General features: G+C 56.4%; 19 protein-coding genes. 8 read left to right on the top strand and 11 right to left on the bottom strand.

The window, feature by feature from the left end:
• Positions 1-113: 113 nt before the first annotated feature.
• The gene (locus Z052_RS00695) at positions 114-413 is read right to left on the bottom strand and encodes an AbrB/MazE/SpoVT family DNA-binding domain-containing protein (RefSeq protein WP_094520693.1); all 300 of its coding nucleotides are present in this window, start codon (positions 411-413) and stop codon (positions 114-116) included.
• 269 nt (positions 414-682) lie between these two features.
• Here Z052_RS00695 and Z052_RS00690 point away from each other — a divergent pair, with 269 nt between their 5' ends.
• A complete protein-coding gene (locus Z052_RS00690; RefSeq protein WP_049933543.1) occupies positions 683-1,618 on the top strand; it encodes a UbiA family prenyltransferase in 936 nt (311 codons plus the stop codon).
• Between the two features lie 85 nt (positions 1,619-1,703).
• Entirely contained in the window at positions 1,704-3,365 is a 1,662-nt protein-coding gene (locus Z052_RS00685; protein WP_321166864.1) for a histidine kinase N-terminal 7TM domain-containing protein, read from the top strand.
• A gap of 52 nt (positions 3,366-3,417) precedes the next feature.
• Here the strand turns inward: Z052_RS00685 and Z052_RS00680 are convergent, their stop codons facing one another.
• Complete coding sequence (locus Z052_RS00680) at positions 3,418-4,737, bottom strand: methyl-accepting chemotaxis protein (RefSeq protein WP_094520694.1); 1,320 nt, start codon at positions 4,735-4,737, stop codon at positions 3,418-3,420.
• Positions 4,738-4,865: 128 nt separating this feature from the next.
• Here Z052_RS00680 and Z052_RS00675 point away from each other — a divergent pair, with 128 nt between their 5' ends.
• Positions 4,866-5,258: a DoxX family membrane protein gene (locus Z052_RS00675; RefSeq protein ID WP_004595508.1), complete on the top strand. Its 393-nt coding sequence runs from the start codon at positions 4,866-4,868 to the stop codon at positions 5,256-5,258.
• A 552-nt stretch (positions 5,259-5,810) separates the two neighbouring features.
• Here Z052_RS00675 and rdfA read toward each other — a convergent pair.
• The 5 genes from rdfA to Z052_RS00655 all read right to left on the bottom strand — a co-directional run bounded on the left by rdfA (position 5,811) and on the right by Z052_RS00655 (position 10,905).
• Positions 5,811-6,407: a rod-determining factor RdfA gene (gene rdfA / locus Z052_RS20025; RefSeq protein ID WP_158228638.1), complete on the bottom strand. Its 597-nt coding sequence runs from the start codon at positions 6,405-6,407 to the stop codon at positions 5,811-5,813.
• A gap of 162 nt (positions 6,408-6,569) precedes the next feature.
• On the bottom strand, positions 6,570-9,509 hold the full coding sequence (locus Z052_RS20805; RefSeq protein WP_246041554.1) for a plasmid replication protein RepH: 2,940 nt from the start codon (positions 9,507-9,509) through the stop codon (positions 6,570-6,572).
• Entirely contained in the window at positions 9,509-9,853 is a 345-nt protein-coding gene (locus Z052_RS19530; protein ID WP_129452571.1) for a hypothetical protein, read from the bottom strand. The genes Z052_RS20805 and Z052_RS19530 overlap by 1 nt, the downstream gene beginning before the upstream one ends.
• Positions 9,853-10,356, bottom strand: coding sequence for a hypothetical protein (locus tag Z052_RS00660; protein WP_099288494.1), 504 nt, complete (start codon positions 10,354-10,356; stop codon positions 9,853-9,855). Before Z052_RS00660 ends, Z052_RS19530 begins: the two co-directional genes overlap by 1 nt.
• A 222-nt stretch (positions 10,357-10,578) precedes the next feature.
• Complete coding sequence (locus Z052_RS00655; protein ID WP_099288492.1) at positions 10,579-10,905, bottom strand: helix-turn-helix transcriptional regulator; 327 nt, start codon at positions 10,903-10,905, stop codon at positions 10,579-10,581.
• A gap of 427 nt (positions 10,906-11,332) precedes the next feature.
• Between Z052_RS00655 and Z052_RS00650 the strand changes: the two genes are divergently transcribed.
• The 4 genes from Z052_RS00650 (at position 11,333) to Z052_RS00640 (ending at position 14,205) form a co-directional block, all read left to right on the top strand.
• The gene (locus Z052_RS00650) at positions 11,333-11,569 is read left to right on the top strand and encodes a helix-turn-helix domain-containing protein (protein WP_241897860.1); all 237 of its coding nucleotides are present in this window, start codon (positions 11,333-11,335) and stop codon (positions 11,567-11,569) included.
• 10 nt (positions 11,570-11,579) lie between these two features.
• The gene (locus Z052_RS00645) at positions 11,580-11,921 is read left to right on the top strand and encodes a winged helix-turn-helix domain-containing protein (protein ID WP_241897859.1); all 342 of its coding nucleotides are present in this window, start codon (positions 11,580-11,582) and stop codon (positions 11,919-11,921) included.
• Position 11,922: 1 nt separating this feature from the next.
• Entirely contained in the window at positions 11,923-12,840 is a 918-nt protein-coding gene (locus Z052_RS19525) for a hypothetical protein (RefSeq protein ID WP_129452569.1), read from the top strand.
• Positions 12,841-13,374: 534 nt separating this feature from the next.
• Positions 13,375-14,205, top strand: a complete 831-nt coding sequence (locus Z052_RS00640) for an IS5 family transposase (protein WP_094580663.1) — start codon at positions 13,375-13,377, stop codon at positions 14,203-14,205.
• A 153-nt stretch (positions 14,206-14,358) separates the two neighbouring features.
• Here the strand turns inward: Z052_RS00640 and Z052_RS00635 are convergent, their stop codons facing one another.
• The 3 genes from Z052_RS00635 to Z052_RS20800 all read right to left on the bottom strand — a co-directional run bounded on the left by Z052_RS00635 (position 14,359) and on the right by Z052_RS20800 (position 16,129).
• Positions 14,359-14,640 (bottom strand): helix-turn-helix transcriptional regulator, encoded by a 282-nt coding sequence (locus Z052_RS00635; RefSeq protein ID WP_094580662.1) that lies wholly within the window; start codon positions 14,638-14,640, stop codon positions 14,359-14,361.
• A gap of 169 nt (positions 14,641-14,809) precedes the next feature.
• A complete protein-coding gene (locus Z052_RS00630) occupies positions 14,810-15,589 on the bottom strand; it encodes a DUF5821 family protein (protein WP_094520763.1) in 780 nt (259 codons plus the stop codon).
• 318 nt (positions 15,590-15,907) lie between these two features.
• Complete coding sequence (locus Z052_RS20800; RefSeq protein ID WP_094520762.1) at positions 15,908-16,129, bottom strand: hypothetical protein; 222 nt, start codon at positions 16,127-16,129, stop codon at positions 15,908-15,910.
• A 215-nt stretch (positions 16,130-16,344) separates the two neighbouring features.
• Here Z052_RS20800 and Z052_RS00620 point away from each other — a divergent pair, with 215 nt between their 5' ends.
• Complete coding sequence (locus Z052_RS00620) at positions 16,345-16,839, top strand: hypothetical protein (RefSeq protein WP_094520761.1); 495 nt, start codon at positions 16,345-16,347, stop codon at positions 16,837-16,839.
• Between the two features lie 156 nt (positions 16,840-16,995).
• On the opposite strand, the gene Z052_RS00615 is transcribed toward Z052_RS00620, so the two are convergent.
• The gene (locus Z052_RS00615) at positions 16,996-17,706 is read right to left on the bottom strand and encodes an archaellin/type IV pilin N-terminal domain-containing protein (RefSeq protein WP_099288498.1); all 711 of its coding nucleotides are present in this window, start codon (positions 17,704-17,706) and stop codon (positions 16,996-16,998) included.
• Positions 17,707-17,712: the final 6 nt, after the last annotated feature.

Raw genomic sequence — 17,712 nt, 5'->3', positions numbered from 1 at the left:
CGCACGCCCATAGTTTCAGAGAGCACTCGACGGTACTTATACGCTTGGGAGTCAGTCGGTCGAGGTGTGGTGGTTGTGTCGTCCCATGTCGGTTTCCTCCCCGACCTACTCGCTCACTCCGTTCGCTCCTTGAGGTCGGGGGCTCCACCTCGAAAATGCTGAACGGCATCTCTGTGTCTGTGGGCAACCGGGTCGGCCCCTTCAGAAATAGGTGTCGTCTCTCCCTGGTTCGAAGACGCTTCTTCAATGAGTTGTTCCATCTTGTCGAGAATTTCGTCGGGGCTGTCCTCTGGCTCAACAACTGCTTTCCCGTCTTTTTCGCGGATATCAACCTCTGTTCCCGGAGTAATACCAAGTCGGTCTCGCACTTCTTGCGGGAGGACGATTAGCCCTTTTGAATCCACTTTGGTCATATTCCCACTCAGAGTGGGAAGAAGTATATCGTTTTGATTATTACTATAATTCCAACATCATCTCTGAATAAATAAATTGTATTACCAACTACTGGTAAGAGATGCGAACAGCAAACACATTATGTCAGAAAAACGATTATTCGCGAAACCCGAAAACGGCCTGTTAATCTGATGAGAAGTATCTATCTATCTTTATTGTCAATTAGAAGTAATTTATAGCTGGCACCCAGGGAAGCAACAGCGTGTTTTCTTGCGGTGTCCCCAACAGAATGTCAAAGAAAAAACCAGAACGGACGGGTTCCGATAGACAATCTACCGGAACCGGTAGCGGTTTTCGTCCATCGGTCAAACTGTGGCATCGCATACGAAAAGCCTGTATTTTCCTCCAACTCGATATTGTAGGCATGGGGATCGCGGGAACACTTGTCACGATGGTGATCTTGTCGCTCGAGCCATCCCTGGCACCCGTCGTCGTTGGATTGGTCGCTTACGGTGTCTACGTCGGTGACAGAATCAGCGATGTGCGATACGACCCACAAGCGACGTCCGAGCGAAGTGCGTTCATCGGGCGACACAGGCGTCTTCTTTCGATCACGTCTGCTGGAGCATACGGACTTGCAATTACTCTCTCGGCGCTTGGTGGCCCACTTGCGCTTGCGGTCACCCTCATTCCAGGCGTTACTTGGATCTTGTATGTAGCAGATCTGTCTGAACGATCGCTTGTGCCGGTCCAGCGACTGAAGACCATCTTTGTGCTTAATTCTACGCTTGTGGCACTGGCGTGGGCGACAGCAATGGTAGTCCTGCCAATTGTGTTTGCCGATGCCGCAATCACGCCACTTGCCATTGTGTTGGCGGTTTACTTTTTTGCCGATATTTTCGTCAACACTGAAATTCCGAACGTCCGCGACATCGAAGATGATGTCAAAAATAATGTCTCAACGTTCCCGACTGTCGTCGGCGTCAAGCGGACACGGCATCTATTGTACATCATCAACATGCTCTCAGTTCTCGTCGTCATTGGCGCGTTTCTTAGCGGATTCCTCCCAGCACTTTTTGCGTTGGTCCTTCTTGCTGGACGAGTGCTGGCGGTTTTCCTCAATAGTCGAATTGGGCGTAGTAACGACTACCGTCGCCTGGAGTTGCTCGGTGAGATGAACTACGTGTTCGTGGCGTGCGGACTGTTCATCGCTATCATCGGGTAATCCACGGCACTCTCTTTTTTATTGACCGTGGAAAGTTAAATTTCTTAGACATAAAGTTAGTATACATAGATGTGCTTGTAAGACTGTGTCAAATACTATCTTTCTGCTGTCTGTGTTACACATCTCCGTCGTTCTTGGCTCAGCTTCGGCTATTTTAGCGTGGAGAGAGGGGCAATCTCCGGGGGCGAGACCTCTCGTACTGTTGCTGGCCGGGCAGGTGTTCTGGTCGCTTATGCTTATTTTTCGACTCCGAGCACCTGGTGTGGAGGCAAAGCTATTCTGGATGTACCTGATGTGGATAGGCGTCGTTGCAATCCCACTCGGGTGGATGCTGTTTGCGTTATCATACACTGGTCACGATCGTTTTTTGAACTGGAGATATGTCTCGGCGCTTGCGGTTGTCCCGGTGGTAACCGTGATTTTATCCATTCTCGGGCCGGCTCAGGAACTTCTACAGATCAGTATCGCACAAACTCCGGATCTCAGCGTCGCCCAGAACGACAGCGGAGGCATCTGGTATTGGATTGTCGCCGCTTATACGTATTTACTGGGTGGCGTGGGTAGTGCCCTGTTAGTCCGGTTGGCCCTGAGCCAGATGGCTGCGTTTCGGAAGCAGGCGTATACGCTGATTGGGGCGTTGATCATTCCCTGGGGTATAAACCTATGCTACCTCACAAACGTGCTTAGCACGCCTATTGACCCGACACCAGTCGCATTTTCAGTTTCTGGCGTCATCTACCTGACCGCCATTCGACGGTACAGTTTACTGCGAACGAATCCGGCACCGAACACTACCGCTCGAAGACTCGTATTTGATAGTACCCAAGAGGGAATACTTGTTCTTGATTTGAATGACAACGTGATTAACGTCAATGGTCCAGCACTAGAGATGCTTAATGTACAAAGAGACGAACTGCTCGGATCATCTGCGCCAGAGACGATTCCTAAGTACGAGGCATTTCCAGATTCTGGAGTATTTGAAGACTTCCTTACGATACAAACCCACTCAGGTAAGCGGGACTTCAAGATCAAAACTGTCGAGATTACCACACAGCGAGGGCAGGTCATTGGGAGCATGGTGACGTTACAGGACGTGACTGAGTTCTTGCGCCAAGAACAGCGTCTACAGGTTCTCAATCGCGTGCTTCGCCACAACATCAAGACAGAAACTAACCTGATACTTGGGTATAGCGAGGACCTGCCGACGGAAGCAGCCGAGCGCGTAAAACAAAGCGCACTTCAAATCGATGAGTTAGGACAGAAAGGTCGCGAGGCAATCCGGCTTTTCAGTCGCGCTCGAGAAGAATCCGACGTCAGATCGATAGAGATGATACTTAAAGAGCGGCTGAGAGAGGTTAGATCACGCTTTTCCGACGTTACATTCGAGCTTCAGTGTCCTGACCAAGATGTACCCGTCGATGTGCTTGTTAGTCCAGTGCTTTCGAACGCTATCGAAAACGCTGCTGAACACAATACCAGTGACAGTCCACATGTTGAGATTGTCGCCAGCGTAGGCGAGCAGGTACAGATCGAAATCCGCGATAACGGGCCGGGGATACCCGAGCACGAACTATCCGTACTTTCTGAAGGAACCGAATCTGTGCTTCACCATGGAAGTGGGCTCGGGCTCTGGATCATCAAGTGGGGAACCGATCTCCTCGGCGGTCGTGTCCAGTTTGGCGAAAATGAGGTGACCGGAACTGTCGTCAGCATCTCACTCCCACGGAAGGAGCCGTCAGCGAACTAGAGCGGAAACGTGGGATGAGACTGTTCGTCTGTCCGATCACGAGACGTCTACCTTAGACAGACGTATTCATGACCTCAGCGAGTTCGCGGTCAATTTGTTCGACCTGCCGGGTTAGCCCCGCGACCATCTCTGTTTGATTGTCGTTTTCGTCCGCAATCTCTGTGACTTCTTCACTCACGAGGGCAGCCCGTTCAGAGACATCGTCGACAGCGCTCGATATCCCTTCAGCCACGCTCGCCTGCTCATCTGTTGCGTCTGCGATCTCGGTGATCCCGCTTTCAGTCTGTTCGACCGCAGCAAGGATTTGTTTCTGGTTTTCGAGGAGGCGTTGGATGTCGTTTCTCGCGGACTGGATCTCGGCGTTTCCTGCTCTTACTTCGGTAGTCGCCGTAGCAGCCTTCTCTTTGATCCTTGCGACGATTTCTTCGATCTCGTCAGCTTGATCTTGTGAGCGATTGGCGAGGTTCTTCACCTCGTCGGCGACGACCGCGAAGCCGTCACTGTCGCTGCGTGCCGCTTCGATGTTGGCGTTCAACGCGAGCATGTTTGTCTGCTCGGCGATATCGTTGATCACGCCGACGAGTTCTTCGACTTGTTCGATTTCGTTTTTCAACTCAGCGACGTCGTCTGCGACCGAAGCTGACTTCTCGGCTGTGTCGTCCACTTGGTCGATAACCTCCCCCGCGGTGTCGACGGACTCTTCGGCGAGGGTTCTCGATTCCGCGCTTTGGTTGCTGACTTCCTCGGCACTGGACGCAATCTCTTCGATAGTGGCGCTGAATCCGGAGATCTCGCCTTGGGTACTCTCGAGCTCGGCTGCCTGCTCGTCGACGAGCTGGCTGATTTCATTCGAGCGATTCGCAACTTCGGTTGTCGACTCGCTCAGCTGTTCCATGGACGTCTCGACATTGTCCGAGAGTTCTTCCTGGAGGTCGGCGAGCGTCTCCCGCTGTTCGACGACGGTGGTGACGTCGAAGAGCAACTCGACAGCCCCAACGACCTTGCCAGTGGGTGTCTGTATCGGGGTTCCAATCGCGCGCGCATGTGCTTTCGTGCCGTCCGGTCGTTCTGCGGATCGGAACTGGTCTTCACGGATGGGGGTTCCAGTACGGAGGACTTCTTCGGCAAGGGTCTCATCTTCGCCTTCAGTGCCGAAGACATCGTATGCGTTCATGCCGACGGCTTTGCTTGCGGGAAGGCCGAGGAGGTCGGCTGTTGCGGTGTTCCACTGGGTGATGTCACCATCGGCGTCGACGACGAATGCTGCTTCAGGAAGGTCCTCGATGAACTGCTCGAACGACTGTCGCCAGAAGTCCCCGCCAGATTCGGCGCTACTCTCTTGTAGCTGGTCGTTGTCTGTGGCTGCGGCCATATCGGGAGGCGTCTATCGGGGTTGATATGGGTTTTGACTGTATTACTATATTTGATAGAGATGTGTAACAAATCCGCCTCATACGATGATCATGAGTCTTATATCACCGGCTATTTTACCAGCTGGTAATGTCTAAAACAGACACCGACAGCACAGAAAAACCAGCTCTTCTTGGCCGAGTACTGTTTGGATCTGGCCTTGTAGCGCTTGCCGTACGGAATCTCACGAATCTTGATGGGCGGGTTGCATACGCCGATGCAAAAGGGGTGCCTGAGGCAGAGACACTTGTGCCGGCAGGTAGTGGTCTTCTTCTCGGTGGTGGTCTCGGAATTAGCGTGTGGAAGGCTCCAAAACTCTCTGCGAGCGCTGTAGCTGCGTTTTTGATAGGTGTGACGCCACTCATGCACGACTTCTGGGCAGTCGACGAGGAAGAGCGCGGTGGGGAACTCACATCGTTCCTTCAAAATATCACACTCCTTGGCGCAGCACTCGCTTTCTTCGGTCGTGCCAGAGAAGAATGAACTACCCCACTTCACCTGAAGATAGGCGCTAAGGCCCTTTCCTCAGCGAGCGACCGAAGGGAGCGAGCAGGGAGGGGATACAGCGCCGTCATCACCTTGACACCCTCCCCGCGCTGAATTCGGCACGTCTCCGAGAGACCACCACTCAGTAACCGACCCCATCCTACTTCGCTCGCACTGACAAGCTCGCTCGTTGAGGGTGGAGCTTTGATGTGGTCCTCGCCGTCAGTTGATGCGACGGGGCGTTTTGTGCGCCCCGCCCACCGAACGCCCTTCGGGGTCGGTGAACCCACCATTTGGGGCCGGGCTACTGCGGCCCGTACTGCGCGGGACTTGTGCCAGCACAGCACTTACTGCGGCCCGTACTGCGCGGGACTTGTGCCAGCACAGCACTAGTTGTCAGTACGGTGGGATGTAAATTAACACTTGCTCAGTAGTATGTCGGTTTCCTCTCCGGCCTACTCGCTCCCTCCGGTCGCTCCTTGAGGCCGGAGGGTCCACCTCGAAGTATGCTGAGTATTTCAATAGAATGACAAAGAAGAATGAGCGAAATTAACGCGACCGACTACAGGTAGGACAGCCGCCGTTTCGCAGATACACCGACATCTCGGTGTTGGTCTCGCATGTTTCACAAATACATTCCGTCGTAACCTCTATTTGAGGCTCTGCTCCGTATACTTGGTTGTGGGATACAGACCGTGAGATAATCCCAGCAGCAATCGTCTCTGTCTTTGTTTCGATCTGTCCTAAACTCGCAACTCGCGAGTGAATATCATCGACCTCACGCTCATACTCAGTATCACGGTACTCTGTCAGATACATGTATATATATTGATATGAAACCATGTCTCCGCCGACTTCGTCGGTGTCTACTCCCCTACTATCGAGATCATATCCTGTCAGCGATTTATCTCTGTCTTTGATGATCGCAGCACACTCCTCTACAAGTGATCTATCCCAGATGATACCCGCTTCGCGGAGTGCTACATCGAGTACACGGATGTTGAAGAATTCCGCGAGTTCACGACAAGAGCGTCGGGTACTCTCGGGCTTTGTCCACTCCGCAACCATTTCGTCGCCAATGCCGTCGAGGTCGTACTTGTCGATTACTCGAACAATCTTCGGTCGTGTACTTGTAGCGTTACGCATCGTTAGTGGACACGGTGAGACACAGGCGCTGATTCCGCTGTTCGACGCTAGACGTGAGTTGAGATGAGGCCTCTTCACAGCGGGCGACGCGGATGTGTGTCTCCTCTTTGGTGAGCGAGCGCTCGCAGATGGCGTCGGTTGTACGATCGCTTGCTGAGTGTCTCATTGGGACACACCCCGTGGTAAGAGGAGACGTAGGTGGTCGAGAAGCGATGCGGTCGGTGCGTAGTATTGTGGTGTCATGCGTGGTTCATCGGTGATGGTTTCGAGCGCTGTGGCTGGTCGGTGGCTGTGATGAGTTGGTGCGTCGGTGATTGCGGTACAGTCCTCCCGGCGCGGTCCCCACTGGTTCACCGGAAGGGCGATGTCAAGGGAGGTGACAGTCGGGGCGTGTTGATCCCACGTGGGGATTCGATGTGGGTGTCGCCAGCCGACTCGGAGTGGAACCCACAGGGTGGGGGCGAAACGGACTGAATGTGTTCGTGAGCGATGCGTCAACAGCGGGAGCCAGGAATGGGGGTGACCGAGGCACGGCGACGGCTGTAGTGATGGGTGACTGGGTTCGTCGGTGGTGACCCAGCGTCGGTGGCCATCTATCTGGACGGCCTGTACTCGGTCAAGCGCTTGGACAGTGCCAATCCGGCGATCATAGCTACTGGCCGCAATGTCGGCCCGCTCGAGTAACGCTGAGCGGCCGAGCGGCTCGTCGGCTCGAAGCAGGGCCGCATACAGCGCCGTCGCCGTTGGCACGAGATCGGGACGGAACCGCGCGACAGAGAGCGTCGCCGCCGCGCGTTCAACCGCAGCCACGGTCGGGGAGTGGGACTCGTTCAGCGCGCGCAGCAGGCTCACCACGACGTCGTACGGGCACGCACGGCGCGTGGTGTCCGCCGGGCCGAACGAGCGGAGACAGAGCCGCACGAGCCGCTGTCGCTCGCGGGGTGTCCACTGGGCGTCGTGGGTCATCGCAATCTCGTCAATCACCCGCCGGATGGCGGGGTAGGTCGTCCCGTCGACGACCGGGATCGAGAGAGTAGGGGCGGTTTCGATTCCTTCAGCGATCGCCTCTCGGACGGCGGTGAGCTCTGTGGTGAGTGCCTCTTGGATTACATCGCGGAGATCGGTGATCGTCGGGCCCGCAAGCACCCACGACATCGTCAGATCCATCGTCGCGTTGGGCTCGACGTTATATGGAAGCCGCCGCCGCAGTTTGGGCGGGCGCTCTTCGAACAACATGCGGTAGCCCGAGTGAACGCCATACACCGATTGTTTGGGCACCGTCTTCGCAAGGAACGTACAGAGCTGCCGGCGTTGCGCCGAGTTTCGGGCGAGCGCCGCGGTGTCCGGGAGTCTGATCGTGGTCGTGAGATCAACGCCGATTGCGTGATACAGGTGGGTAGCCGAGGCGACCAGCCCGTGGAGATCTTCGAAGAGTTCGCTGCGGGCGGCGGTATTGGTACTGTTCGTGTGTTCGCCGATCTTAGCGAGCAGTGTATCGCGGACGGACGTGATGCGGTCACGCCACGCCGCATACGTGTGCTCGTCCTCGCTGTACCAGCCAACCTGGTGACCACGACACAGCACTCGTGGGGCGTCTTGTTCGAGATCACCGCGATGGATTGCCTCGAATGCGCGGCCGAACCGCGACGGCGTCAGGATCTTCGAGAGCGCCTTATCGCTGAGTAAGACAGCCGCGAGACGTCCCAGGGTGGCTAAGGGCCCACCCCATTGGAGGACGACCTGCGCCTCGCCGGGGGTGTGACTCAGATACCCAACCCGGCCGTCATCGAACGGGGTTGGGGTGTCATCGACGAGCGTGACGCTATCGTCTTGGGCGGGGGTCCAAAACCGCTGGTGGAGGTGGGTTTCATTGACGGTGTCGGGCCCCCTGAGCCACTGGACGAACTCTCCGTCGGCGTCGGGGTCACCCGTCGCCGCCAGCCACTCCTCGAGTGAGGGTGGGGTGTCACCTGTGGGGTCCTCTCGGCGGGGCGACACTGTACTTGTGACATCGTGAGTGGTCGCAGTACGATCGTCAGTCAGTCGGCGTTGTTCGGGATGGACGAGGTCGCCGGCAGCGTCGAGATACCCAGCCACGGCCGTCTGACCGCGTTCAGAGAGTGTGACGCTGTGGTGGGTACCTCGACGGTCAACGTCGACGAGCCCACGCGTCTCGAGATCAAGAACGTACCGGCTGACCGTCCCTGCCTCAATGTCGATCGCGTCGTCGTGTTCGAGATTCTGGTAGGTTCGCCCGGTAGTGGCGTCGAGATTGGTGAGGAGGCGTCGTTTCTTCGGTGTGCGTTCGAGCCCATCGAGCGCTTGCCAGGCGGGGTGGCGCTCGTCGGTGGTCGGCTCGTGAGACTGAACGCGGTGGGGATGCGGGTGGGACCGATCCCGGCTCTGCGTAAGATCGAGGTGGATTTCACACCACTGTGGGTACCGCTGGGTGAGGTGGCGTTTGAGCGCCGGGGAGACGACAACGCGGACGTCGAACCCGGCTGCGAGCACGGCGATGGCCGCGAGCGCGCGGACGCCAGTTCGGCGGTCGGGGAGATCGGTCCAGGTTGGGCCATCGAGTGCGACGGTGATCGCTCGGGGAGTAGCGTCGAATTCGCGGTGGAGCGCGACTGGTCCCTTTGCGAGTGCGCCAAGCCCGGCGTTGACCGCGCCGCGCCCGGTGCCGACTGTATGAACTGTGTCACGTAATTCGTCGTGGCGTTGGGTGTGATATGACGACTCGGTGTCGCCGTCGACGAGCGCCAACTCGGTAATCGCCTGCGTGTACGCGACGGCCTCGGCGGTCGCATCGTCCCACGTGTTCTCGAGGGAATTCCACTCCGGGAGCGTGGTATCGAGGAGTGACGTACTCGCCCGCCACGGGTCGGTGTGGGGTGTCTGGGTTCGGACTGTTTCTGTGCTCGCCTCACGAAGCTGGTCGAGGAGTTCGGGTATCCACTCGGTCAGCCGGGGCGAGACGCTTCCACAGTGGATCCCGGCGGCGTCATACTGTGTGGTTGGGCCTACAAGATGGACGCCACGCTCGTGGCCTTGGCCGGCGGGCTGTGCGTGCCCGCAGCGGGTCTGCTTGTCTGCTGGCATCACTTTGGTGGCTCCCAGCAGTTGACCATCGCGACGAGCCGCCGGAGCAGCTCTCGGATGTACTGGCGGACTGTTCGCGAGACAGGATCGACACTGCGGGCAATCCGGACTGCGGCCGCGATGTCTGGATAGTGTGTCTCGTCGACAGTCCGCGTCGCTCGGAAGAGCGCCGCCGTCACGCCGGCCGCGTCACTGGCGGTACTCGCGGTGAGCGCCCGCCGAAGGTGTGCGATCGTCGCGAGGGTGGTGTCCGGGTCAGTCGTTGGTGGTCGGGTGGACGGACGCGTTCGGTGGTGCTTCGGCCGTCGTTGTTGAGCGGCCTCGGTGCGGGATGGTGACCGCATTAGTCATCCCCCTCCGTTGCCGGTGGGGAACCAACCGTCACCTGCGCCCGGGCCTCACGCCGTCGCTGCCGGTGGGTCGCTGTCGGCGTGACCTGCTCGGCGAGTGGTGTCTCGGGCGGCAGCCAGCGGATCGTCGTCGTCGCTGGCGCGCTCACACCGAGTGGGACCGGCTCGACGAGAATCGGCCATGTGGATTGGGTCGCGGCGTCTGAGGCGAGTCCGATACGCCCGGCGACGAGGAGTTCGTAGACACCGAGGGTGAACACCTCCTGCTGGCGGTGTTCACGGTGCGCGCAGACGCAATGGCCAACTTCGTGGGTTCGCTTCTCGGCCGGCTTAGAGACGTACGCGACGATCTCATCGCCCTCGGTGAACGAGCGCCCGCAGTGTTGACACGCCCCCGACGTTGACGCAAGCGACAGCTGATCGAGGCTTGCGATGGTGTCGTTCGTGAGGGTGCCTGTTAGCGTTGCGTCGGCGGACTGCTGGTTGTCTCGACTCATGGCCCCCGATTCACACTCGCGATCGATTGGCCACAGTACCACCCACACCGCGGGCAGACCCACCCGTTCACGAATCGGTTGACGAGTCGGTCGCACTGGCGGCACCGCCAGAGCTTCTTCATCATACGCGGCCCTCGACCGCTTGTTGGACGGTGATTTCACCGAGTTCGCCAGTGAGGGTCTCGCGGGCGTCGAAGCGGAGATACGGTGGGCGGGTGCGAATCACGTGGCATCACCCTCCGCCTGCCACGCGCGGCGCGCTTCGAGGGCGCGGCGGGCCGCCTCGGTGAGGCTGTACTCGTTGGTGCGCCGATCGCGTGCCCGCTTTGCGACGAGGCCACACTCGACGAGCGTGTCGAGATTCTGGTAGAGGCGGCTGTGGTTGATCTCGTCGATGTAGTAGGCAGCGAGGTCCGCCTTCAGGGCCGTCCCCTTGCGGGCGTTCTCGTGGGAGAGCGCCCAGAGAAGATCGCGCTGGAAGGCGGTGAGGTCGGCGAGCGCGGTCGGCTCGTCGCCGTCGCGTTCGTTGTCGGCGAGGACGCTACGCATCGCGCACCCCTGCATCGCGGCGCGCGGCGAGCGGCTTCGCCGCGCAGTCGGCGCACAGGTGGCATTTCACCTGCGCGCAGAACCCATCGGCCGGGTCGCCGCAGATCTCGCAGTCGCCGTTGTTATGCCCGCTCGGTCCGTCTGTCGTCGTTGGGGGATTCAGTCCCCCGGATGCCGTCGTTGGCATGGTTCTGTGGTTTCAGCACAGAACCCGACCCGGCCGGGTGCGCCAACACCGCGGCCGGGATCCTACATTTCATCGCGAGCCGAGGGTTCGTCACTCGGGCTCCGTGGTTCACGATAAGAAACAACGTATCTTAAGGTTAACGACGTTTCTACTTAGCCCCAGTGTGTCTGGGCGTTGCTTTTGCGTGGAACAAAGTTTCCTCAAAGAAACCTTGTGTCTATGAGGAAGAGCGCTGACTGGATGACCATCTGGGATGACCGAATTCTTGAGATCATCCGTGATGAAGGCCCTACGTCTCCTACACCCCTTTCCGATCACCAGTATATCCATATCGGTAAATCGGGAGTTTCCAAGCGTCTGAACCGGATGAAGGACCACGGGCTTGTTACGGAGCTTGGTAACGGAGTATACTCGATCACCACCGAGGGCGAACGCTACCTCGATGGGGAACTCAATGCTGAACAGCTCAACGACTAGTCCTCGAACGGTGACGAAAGCGCACAGGTGTAACATGAAAAAATCCGCGAACTGGATGGTCAGCGAGGACGATCGCATCCTTGAGTATCTCGATCGTGAGGGGGCGTCGTCTTGGTGGGAAGTCGCTCACGACTTCCATCTCCAGCAGCGGCTCGTTCGCACCCGGCTCCGCGTTCTCGCGAAGGCCAGCTGGATCGCCTCGCACGATCGCGGTGAGCTCGACAATCACTGGTCGATCACAACGTGGGGCGCCAGGTATCTTGACGGGCACGTGAACGCCGATCTTGTTCGGCCGCTTCCTGCTCTTCGACCGAGCTACGCTACGCGGCCCGAGAAGTGGGCGGGGTTCTGATATGCCGGATGAAATCACTGGAACACACTCGTACCGGGATTTCATCGATCCGAGCGCCCCAATGTACCTCTCTGATCTAGACATCCTCGAAGCCCTCCAAGACAAAACCCACGTCACTCCACACCGGCTGGCACAGGATCGCTTTCGGGAGAACGTACTTCGTCTACAACTCCGTGATCTCGAACGTATCGGTGCTGTCACTCAAATAGGGCTGGAAACCTATCAGGAGAACTCCTATGGCTCAAGACTTCTCCGAGATCCGCCTGAGAAACACATAGAGAACGTTATTCTTGATGTTGAGGGGATATCTCCGGACGCATTCCAAGCAGACGACTGGCGGCTTCGTGACTTCGGCTCCGTCAACGCTCAGGTAATCAAACAGCTCAACAAAGAGTTCTACGAGGAACCAGGCTCTACCTACGGAGAGGTACGAGAAAACGAACCGGGGCTGACAAAACAGCGGATTTCTAATGTCATAGACTCAGATATCCGCCGCTTGATCCGGGAGTTTCCCACCACCGCACCGCTTCCCGAAGCATGCGCTCACTGGATTCGAGCAATTGTCGGGCTCCACCTTTTTCCCGACGCAAACCACCGAACTGCGACAAACTCGCTTGAATATCTTGTTGAACAGTCTGACGGTCCGAGTGATCGAATTATCACCCCGTCTATTCCTCGTTTTGTTCTTCATTCAAAATATACTCGAACGTTCCAATCCGACGTTCGATACAACACGTTGTGGGCAAAAGATGAACTGTTCAGCGTCTGGCACCGATACTTTACTCACACACTCTGTCCGGGATTAGAAGAGCGCCGACCACACGATCCGCCTACAGAAACATTAGATCAAGTACTGGAAACAGCACGAGAGGTATTAAACGGAATTGAAAAAGACGCGTCGAACGATAGCGGTAGCTGATTTAATCCTCCGCAGTAGCGTGTCCCGAACCGACTTTCCCCATTTCGGCGTAAATCTCCTTGTTTTCTTTACGGAGCTCACGCATACGCTCCAAGGGGTCTTCTTCCATGCTGCTACATACGAAGTGGACTCGTGATAATGCTTGTGGTACGATGTACCTCTATAGTATTATCCGGAGTTTTCGACGATACGACCGTTGATTCGATACCCGCGTAGGTCTTGAAGAGATTTCTGGATACTGGATATCGGTGTGATACGTTGGTTCACTATTGCGGTACCCTTTCGAACTATGTCGGTGGGCTACGTTGTTGTTCTTACAACACAACTTCAACTGTTCAGATCTCGATCTAATATGGGAGGCAGTCCTTCGGTAGATTTGAATGAAGTGTACCTCACAGGGGTTCGTCTGAAACCGGTCGGCGGCGAGCCAAAGACCGAGACTGCGGTAGCTTCAACCGGCTGTGTTGAATCGCCATACGGAGGCGAGGTAGGCCGCTAAATCAAAGGAATTGAAGCGGGAGAGTTCCGTCGACCATGACGCAAATCTCCCGCTTCATCGGGGAGGTTGTACCGGTTGCTCAAAGAGTTACTGGCGATGGAGGCGAATCCGCCGCCCCGGACGGTGGCGGCGGATTCGCCGACTACGCACTCGTTTCCCTTCACTGTCTGCGGATTTACCTCGATTTGTCGTACCGCATGACGATCGACCTGCTCAAAGAGATGCCACAAATAATCGGGGAGATCGGCCTTAACGCGGCCGATCTCCCCGCCCCGTCCACGTTGTGTAAGGCGTTCGACCGGATCAGCATGAGCGTCTGTCGAGTGCTGCTGCGCCAGTCGGCGCAGCTGCACGATCTCTCTGAACACGCCGCGATCGACGCCACGTTCTACGACCGCTCACCAGCGAGCCGCCACTACTGCCAGCGAATCAGCTACCGCGTTCAGAAGCTCAAAGTCACGAAACTCGCCGATACAGCGTCGCAAGCCGTCATTGACGTTCACTGCTCAACGAATCGGGAAGGAAGTGACACGGACCTCGCAGAGCAGATCGCCCGCCGGAATGCGGGCGACCTGCGGTCTCTCGCGGTCAATAAAGGCTATGACAAGCAATCGCTCCGCGAAGGATTATGCGATCTCGGGATCAGACCGCTGATCAAGCACCGCATCTTCGGACCGTACGACCACGCACACAACGCCAGAATCGACGATAATCGCTATAATCAGCGCTCTATGACCGAAACTGTGAACTCGGCTGTGAAGCGCTCGCTCGGCTTCGCCGTGCGAGCGCGGTCATGGTTCCGTGAGTTCCGCGAAATCGCGCTGATGTGTGTCGTCTATAACATCAAACGCTTCGTCAAACAGTGAATCTCTCCGCCTTACAGCGATCCAACACAGCCCCTGAAACAGCCGGTCGGTGAATTCTCTGTATTGACCGTGATCGGCCTGGAACATATCTCCTGCTGAGGATCTCAACAGAGCCAGGGACGTGAAATACAGTCCTCGAACGCAGTAGTTCGATCACCCGTCGTGGTCAATATACCCGGCTTCCCATTCAGTCCGAGCTTCGATTTCTCTAGTGCCCCGGCGAGTAGTGCTGTACTCGTTGGTCCGTCGGTCCCGCTGACTCTTTTCGATGAGTCCCTTCTCAACGAGCGTGTCGAGGTTGGGATAGAGCCGCCCATGATGGATTTCCTTTTCGTAGTAGTCCTCCAGCTCGTCTTTGATCGCGAGTCCGTGGGGGTCATCACGTCCGGCAACTACGTACAGCAGATCGCGCTGAAAGCCAGTAAGATCGTACATGTCGCAATTTTCGTAGTCGAGTTTTGAAATACTATTGATCTGGTGACTGCGTGTTATAGAATACGTTTCACACCCTCTATACAGTGATTTTGACTGCTTCATCTCAAGCTTGAGTTGGAGAAGCACCGTATTCCCGTCTCGATAGTCGGTGGCTGTCGTGGGGCAGATGCTACAGCGGAGACTGGATCTCGGTGGAGAGTGTTTTCAGGTTTGCTGTCGCGAGCTCGTCGGTTGCGATAAGCCGAAGTCGGGGGCGACCGATGTCTAGTGGGACTTTTTCAGTCTCGATGAGGCCAGCATCTTCGAGTGCTGATTTGGCCCGTGAGAAGGTTGCTTTCGAAGCGATACCTGTATCCTCTCCCCATTTCGAGATGTCGTAGAGGAGGACCTCGTTGCGGGCTGCGAGGATAAGCATGATCTCGACGATACTGAGGTATTCGTTGCTGTTGGAAATCTCTTCAGCGTGTGCGAGGACTTCGTTGAGTTCGTCAGCGACATCGTCGCCAATCTCCTCCCGGAGCGTCTGTTTCACTACTGAGAGGGCAGGTGTCCGGAGGTGATACTGCTCGGCAGCCTCGAATCTGGAGTCGAACTCACCGTAGACTGATGGGACCAGTTTGGGATCCGAACTCGAGATACTGTGCTTGTCCATCACAGGAACAACAGCCTCAGACTCGGTTGTGAAAATAATATTCTGAACTGGCTCCGTGAGTGTTCGGAGGCTGAGCTGGTCTCGGTGGATGAGCTCGGCTAGCTTTGATGCTGTGAGAAAACTGTAGAGGGCGTCTTTGATTTCGTCTGAGTCTGCGAGCAGCCTGACCTTAGGCTGGTCCTCAGCCGTTACTGCTTGCTCTGCGAAGGCTGCGATTTGTTCAGAGCGAGGATTGATAAACAATGCTGGCTCCTCTCGTTCGAGAATCATCTGAGTGAAAATGTGTTGTTTGGTCATATTTTGTAATTTTATCGATATGTACTTAACAGATGTGATATCTGAGGATTGGACTACTTTGTCGGTTACGGGATAGATCTGACTATCCGTTTCGAGTACGCTCATAGGAAGCAGATTGTTGGTCGCAGTAGTGACCCTCGATCTGGGGTAGTAGAATCCATGGTGGTTGTACAACCGTCATACCACCCAGTCTGTAGATGGGTGACAGACTCGCGCAGTGTATTCAGCAGCGCCCACGAGATCTTCTCAGTTTCTGTCAGTAGTAAGGTACGAGATACAGAGAGTGAGTTCAGCAGTCTCTGTTAGCGATACAGCCGATTAGCAGCAGTTGTTTTCATCGGGGTTCCACGTACACGCATTCCCCGTGGTCAGGCTGTTTTCCTCGATGTATGCCGTGAGACACGCGTAGTTACAAAAGTACTGGGGGGAACCGCAGTTGTCGTCACAATCACGGACACAGATTGGGTCGTGGTCGAAAATTCGGGATTCACAGTACGCGCAACGTTTGTCCGCATTCGGAGTCGCTACAGTCGTGGACATATCTGTCGTAGGAGGAGCACCCCAGAAAACGTTTCGTGAGTTACGCTTCACCTTGTGGCCGATACGCGCCCTCTATCTTGCATAGCCTGAGGTGACCTACCCAGAGCCTCAAGATACAGAGGTTGTATTCAACGAAGGGAGATGCCGATAGTAGCATTTCAGCTACTGACACAGCGGGCAAGTTTTTCGTATGATCAGTAAAGTGAGAGAGACGTATGTCCTCCATCGAGTCATTCCCGATAAAACGCGGCACAGCACGGTTCACCGAAGATTACGTATACTTCCAGGAATCGTTTTTAGGGTATATTAAGTCACTCTATCGAGATTACTGGCAGCGCGGAACGTGGTGGTCTAGTACTGTCCTTGTCGGCTACTTGTTTGTATTTCCAATCGGCATCTGGTGGGTGGTCAGCGTGGTTCGCGGTGGTAATTTTCTCTACATCGCTGCCCTTGGCGGGTCGATCCTCGTACTCTGGGCAGTAAATTACGCACGTGGGTTCCGCTCGCCAGACCGAATTCGACTTGATGCGATCCAGCAGGTCTCCGCAACGGATGGCATAAAGGGACTAACACGTCCCCGACTTGTAATTAAGTATACCGACGCGAGAACAACTTGTAAACGTCGCGTGAACCTCCCGTCACTTTACACGAGAGGTGGAGAGACAGGATACGAACAGGCACGGGAAGCGTTTGCCGAACGCGGCTTCTGAACGGCGTTTTTATTCAGCGGGAGCTTCTCCTGAGAAAGGTACGGTAATGCTGAATATGCGCTCTGTATCCAGCACAATCTCGACGAACTATCAGCGACCGCGAATTTCAATCACGCCGTCTCTGGATGTGTTCGAATCTGCGACTGTCGACTGTTTTTAGCGACACTCTGGCTTGTCTCGTTCTGTGGGCTCGCCGCTCGCTGCGGTCGCGACTGCGGTCGTTCTGGCGATGGGCTGTTCGTCGTTGACGCCAATAAAAAGGATCTCGACTGAGTCTCCCGGCTCCATCGGGCGGTCGCCGCTAAAATCGATCGGATACCTGTTTTCGACCCGGAAGAAAGGCTCGTCATCGCCGCGAGCGATGTCGTTCTGGTTCGACTCGACGTACTGCTCACCAATATCTGCCACATCGGTCCCGGTTCCCCCCGCTTGATACCGGTTGTGAGCCATCCGGATCGTCAGTGTCTCACCGACGCCGAAATCGCCGGTACAGAACTCCCCGACATCGCCGTCGTGGAACGTCTGAGCGGTGTCCGCGTCGAAGCGGTTGGGATTCAGGAACCGAACCTGACCGCCCTCGCCGTCGCTACCCTCCCAGCTGACCAGTATCGAACCGATCTCGTCGCCTTGGAAGCTCGGCCCCGCGACGTAGGGCACTCGAACGACGTCAATGTCTCCGCGGGAGGGATTGCTGTTACCATTGTTCCACCCACCCCACGATCGGTGTTCGGGCCCGAGCGTCACCTCCGTGTCGCCGAACCCGCGCAGTTGCTGCGGCTCTGGGAGCTCGCTCTCGAAGTCAAGAATCACGACGCTGATGGTAGCAGCGAGTATCACCACGATGGCGACCATGATACTCACGGACATAAATAC

The organism is Halorubrum sp. C191 (assembly GCF_002727095.1).
Taxonomy (GTDB): Archaea; Halobacteriota; Halobacteria; order Halobacteriales; family Haloferacaceae; genus Halorubrum; species Halorubrum ezzemoulense.
Note: the sequence above shows the minus strand (reverse complement) of the source record. Positions and strands in the feature narration are given on the sequence as shown.

What these genes read in the sequence shown, in the direction of transcription:
- Z052_RS00615 (WP_099288498.1), bottom strand. Translation starts at nt 17,706, where the DNA reads ATGTCCGTGAGTATCATGGTCGCCATCGTGGTGATACTCGCTGCTACC.
- Z052_RS00660 (WP_099288494.1), bottom strand. Translation starts at nt 10,356, where the DNA reads ATGAGTCGAGACAACCAGCAGTCCGCCGACGCAACGCTAACAGGCACC.
- Z052_RS00650 (WP_241897860.1), top strand. Translation starts at nt 11,333, where the DNA reads ATGACCATCTGGGATGACCGAATTCTTGAGATCATCCGTGATGAAGGC.
- Z052_RS00695 (WP_094520693.1), bottom strand. Translation starts at nt 413, where the DNA reads ATGACCAAAGTGGATTCAAAAGGGCTAATCGTCCTCCCGCAAGAAGTG.
- Z052_RS00690 (WP_049933543.1), top strand. Translation starts at nt 683, where the DNA reads ATGTCAAAGAAAAAACCAGAACGGACGGGTTCCGATAGACAATCTACC.
- Z052_RS00675 (WP_004595508.1), top strand. Translation starts at nt 4,866, where the DNA reads ATGTCTAAAACAGACACCGACAGCACAGAAAAACCAGCTCTTCTTGGC.
- Z052_RS00640 (WP_094580663.1), top strand. Translation starts at nt 13,375, where the DNA reads ATGACGCAAATCTCCCGCTTCATCGGGGAGGTTGTACCGGTTGCTCAA.
- Z052_RS00635 (WP_094580662.1), bottom strand. Translation starts at nt 14,640, where the DNA reads ATGTACGATCTTACTGGCTTTCAGCGCGATCTGCTGTACGTAGTTGCC.
- Z052_RS20805 (WP_246041554.1), bottom strand. Translation starts at nt 9,509, where the DNA reads ATGCCAGCAGACAAGCAGACCCGCTGCGGGCACGCACAGCCCGCCGGC.
- Z052_RS00620 (WP_094520761.1), top strand. Translation starts at nt 16,345, where the DNA reads ATGTCCTCCATCGAGTCATTCCCGATAAAACGCGGCACAGCACGGTTC.
- Z052_RS20800 (WP_094520762.1), bottom strand. Translation starts at nt 16,129, where the DNA reads ATGTCCACGACTGTAGCGACTCCGAATGCGGACAAACGTTGCGCGTAC.
- Z052_RS00680 (WP_094520694.1), bottom strand. Translation starts at nt 4,737, where the DNA reads ATGGCCGCAGCCACAGACAACGACCAGCTACAAGAGAGTAGCGCCGAA.
- Z052_RS00630 (WP_094520763.1), bottom strand. Translation starts at nt 15,589, where the DNA reads ATGACCAAACAACACATTTTCACTCAGATGATTCTCGAACGAGAGGAG.
- Z052_RS00655 (WP_099288492.1), bottom strand. Translation starts at nt 10,905, where the DNA reads ATGCGTAGCGTCCTCGCCGACAACGAACGCGACGGCGACGAGCCGACC.
- rdfA (WP_158228638.1), bottom strand. Translation starts at nt 6,407, where the DNA reads ATGCGTAACGCTACAAGTACACGACCGAAGATTGTTCGAGTAATCGAC.
- Z052_RS19525 (WP_129452569.1), top strand. Translation starts at nt 11,923, where the DNA reads ATGCCGGATGAAATCACTGGAACACACTCGTACCGGGATTTCATCGAT.
- Z052_RS19530 (WP_129452571.1), bottom strand. Translation starts at nt 9,853, where the DNA reads ATGCGGTCACCATCCCGCACCGAGGCCGCTCAACAACGACGGCCGAAG.